This is a genomic window from Candidatus Roseilinea sp. NK_OTU-006, assembly GCF_012931985.1.
GTDB lineage: Bacteria > Chloroflexota > Anaerolineae > J036 > Brachytrichaceae > JAAFGM01.
Window position 1 is genome coordinate 1 of the sequence record NZ_JAAFGM010000091.1, and the last position, 2,877, is coordinate 2,877.

Sequence of the window (2,877 nt, forward strand, 5' to 3'; positions counted from 1 at the left end):
TGCCCTGCTCGGCCAGAGCGGTCAGGTCGGTCGCCAACTGATCGAGCGCCGGTGTCTTGGGGCGCTCTTTCTTCTGGCTGGGCAAGGCCGAAGCAGCCTTCGCACCTTCGGGCTGCTCTTGTTGGATGGCCCGCATGGTCTCGCGGCGAATGCGATCGGGCGTCAGGCCGAGCTGGCGCAGCACATCAATCGCCACGCCGTCGCCATGACGAATCAGCCCCAGCAGCAGGTGCTCGGTGCCGATGTAGGAGTGGCTGAGCTTACGCGCTTCCTCCACGGCGAACTCCAACACCTGCTTGGTACGCGGCGTGAGGTCGGGCTTGCTGGACGGGGCGCGGCGGCCGGCGCCCGTCATTCGCTCGACCATCTCGGCCACGCGGTCGGGCTTGGCGCCCAATTCGCGCAGCACCCGGCCGGCGATGCCATTCTCTTCTTTGACGATTCCCAACAGCAGATGTTCGGTGCCGATGTAGTTGTGGGACAAGCGTTCGGCTTCGTCGTTCGCGATTTGCAAGACGCGCCGTGCGCGTTGGTTGAAGCGGTCTATTTTGCCTGCCACAGGTTCACCTCTCTTGGAATCTTAATCCATGCTATTAGAGCGACCTTAACACAAAGTAACGAAGTAGAGCACGCCGACGAAGGCTTGACGGCGAAAAAGCGCAAGGGCGCAATCCGGTTGCGCCCTTGCCGTTCAATCCGCATCCGCAGGCGATGGTTCAGCGACAGATTCGCTACTATCGCTGATCGAGTCATCCACGACATCCGGGAGGGAGGTTCGGTCTTCGTCCAGCGCTTCGGCCCGCCAGTCTGCGTCTGCATACTCCGGCCGGTTCACCCGCCGCAGGCTGAGCGCAATGCGGCGTTGCTCCGGCTCGACGCGTAGCACGCGCAAGGTGAGTATTTGGCCTTCCTTCACCAGCTCACGCGGGCTGTTGATCGGTTTGTCGCTCAGTTCGCTGAGCGGGATCAGCCCCTCGATCGCTTCGTCGTCCTTCAAGCGGGCGAAGACGCCGTGCTTGGGATGCACCTTGATCACCTCGGCTTCGAGCAACTGGCCTGGCTTGTATTTCTTGCCGATCGCCTGCCATGGGTCCGGCGCGAGCGCCTTCAGGCTCAGGCCGATGCGGCCGGTGTCTCGCTCGACGTTGATCACCTTGACGCTGACCTTGTCACCTTCCTTCACCACCTCACTCGGATGCTTGATGCGCGTGTGGGAGAGTTCGGTCAGGTGGATCATACCGTCGGCGCCGCCCAAATCTACGAACACGCCGAAGTCTTTGACGCTGCTGACGACGCCTTCCAACGTCTGGCCGACTTCGATGCTGCCGAGCAGCTTCTCCTTTTGGGCTTGCCGCGCTTCTTTGCTGGCGGCGCGCTCGCTCAAGATCAGACGGTTGCGCTCACGATCCAGCTCGATCACTTTGATCAGCGCCTTCTGGCCGACCAGCTTTTGGAAGCGTTGCTCGGGAGGCAGGCTCTCATCACCCAGCATCCGTTGGTGCGCCAGGCTGAGTTGAGAAGCCGGCACGAAGCCGCGCAGCCGGCCCACCTTGATGATGACCCCACCCTTGTTGAAGCCGGCGATCATCGCTTCAATCGCCTCTTGCTTCTCGAACAGCTCTTCGGCATAGCGCCAGTCCTTCTCCGAGATCGCCTTGCTCATCGAGAGCACGACGTTGCCGTTTTGGTCTTCCGGCTGCACGACGTAGGCGAAGACCTCGTCACCCACCTTCAGGCTGCTGCGCACATCTTTGGGAAGCGCTTCGATGTCTTTGCTGGATACGATGCCCTCGGACTTCGCACCCAATTCGACCAGGATCTCGCGATCGGTGATCGAAATGATGCGCCCCGACACAAGCTGATCTTTTTCGAAGTTGCTCACCTTCGCCTGGAACTGGTCGAGCAACTGCGAAAAATCATCTTCCCCCTGCTTCGGGTTGTTGGCCTGTTGGGGGGTTCCTTGATTCTCCATACTTCCGGTGTCTTTCCTTCGGCGTGAATTTACGAAATTATACCTGAGCGTAGGATGAGAGAAATTCAAGGGTTGAACCTTCCGTGCACGAAACTGCACCCGATGAGGAGGATGAAGCTTCCGCCTTACAATTCGAGTGCATAGCGCCGATCATGAAACTTCCCACTCCTTTTGTGCAAAGCGACCTGCCGCTGGGGCCGCGACACGCTGGCAAGGTGCGCGACTGGTACGACTTGCCCGGCGGCCGGCGCGCGCTCGTTGCAACCGATCGCCTCTCGGCCTTCGACTGCATCCTCGGTGCCATCCCCTACAAAGGACAAGTGCTCAACCAACTGTCCGCCTTCTGGTTCGAGCGCACACGCGACATCGTGCCGAATCATTTGCTGGAGGTACCCGACCCGAACGTGAGCATCGTCAAGGTCTGCAGGCCCTGGCCGGTGGAAATCGTCGTGCGCGGCTATATCACCGGCGTGACGGCCACTTCGCTATGGACGCTCTATGCCCGCGGCGAGCGCGAACTCTACGGCGTCCGGCTGCCGGACGGCTTGCGCAAAAACGACCGCCTGCCCCATCCCATCATCACGCCGACGACCAAGGCCGTCGCGGGGGCGCACGATGAACGCACCACCCGCGACGAGATCATTGCGCGCGGCCTGGTGCCAGAAGCCGTATATGCACAAATCGAGCGCGCGGCGCTGGCGCTCTTCGCGCGCGGCAGCGAAATCTGCGTCCAGGGCGGCCTGACGCTGACGCCGGAGTTCGCGGCGCTGCTCGACTGGGTCGACACCGGCGTGAAGCCCACGCCGGCGGCGATCGCACAGCGCTGCAAGGCGTTCGAGCCGGAATTCGGTGCCGGCTGCCGCTTCCTGCCGCACTACCGTCCAGCGCCCCTCGAGAGCCGCGTG

General features: G+C 61.9%; 3 protein-coding genes. 1 reads left to right on the plus strand and 2 read right to left on the minus strand.

Translation table 11 applies throughout. From position 1 onward, the window contains the following. Both GXH28_RS15655 and GXH28_RS15660 read right to left on the minus strand, forming a co-directional pair. A partial coding sequence (locus GXH28_RS15655) for a Clp protease N-terminal domain-containing protein (RefSeq protein WP_320447977.1) occupies positions 1-559 on the minus strand: 559 nt, incomplete at its 3' end. Positions 560-691: 132 nt separating this feature from the next. Further along, positions 692-1,972, minus strand: coding sequence for a 30S ribosomal protein S1 (locus GXH28_RS15660; protein ID WP_169239947.1), 1,281 nt, complete (start codon positions 1,970-1,972; stop codon positions 692-694). A gap of 152 nt (positions 1,973-2,124) precedes the next feature. Between GXH28_RS15660 and GXH28_RS15665 the strand changes: the two genes are divergently transcribed. Then, on the plus strand, positions 2,125-2,877 hold a 753-nt coding region (locus GXH28_RS15665), incomplete at its 3' end, for a phosphoribosylaminoimidazolesuccinocarboxamide synthase (RefSeq protein WP_304515805.1).

Excerpts from the sequence above, each read along its gene's own strand:
- GXH28_RS15660 (WP_169239947.1), bottom strand. The coding sequence starts at position 1,972 with ATGGAGAATCAAGGAACCCCCCAACAGGCCAACAACCCGAAGCAGGGG.